This window comes from Bartonella sp. CM120XJJH, assembly GCF_042194715.1.
Taxonomy (GTDB): domain Bacteria; phylum Pseudomonadota; class Alphaproteobacteria; order Rhizobiales; family Rhizobiaceae; genus Bartonella.
Map to the genome: position 1 here is coordinate 309 of NZ_JBHINE010000129.1, position 303 is coordinate 611.

Sequence of the window (303 nt, forward strand, 5' to 3'; positions counted from 1 at the left end):
ACGATTGGAGTGGTTTGTTTGTTCAAGACAGTTGTTTTTTGACCTTGCTGCGATTGACCCAGAAAGCCTTTCCAAAGTTGAAAGAGCCGCCCGGTTTTTATTTCTCCAGCGTTGTGTCCTTTATGGGAAAAAAGATTACGTTTCTTTTAGCTTTGGAAGAAAAAGAACGGCAGAGTTTAATCCCGAAAAGCTGTTATCAAGGATGAGACGTGTTAGACAGAAGCTTCTTGATACGACGATCTTAAATTTATCGTGGGAACGGGTTATCGAGCTATTTGATGCATCCGACAGTTTATTTTACCT

General features: G+C 40.6%; 1 pseudogene. It reads left to right on the forward strand.

The annotated features are described in order from the left end of the window. A pseudogene (locus ACFIKU_RS10185) lies at nt 1-303 on the forward strand (DNA adenine methylase); the annotation flags it as partial.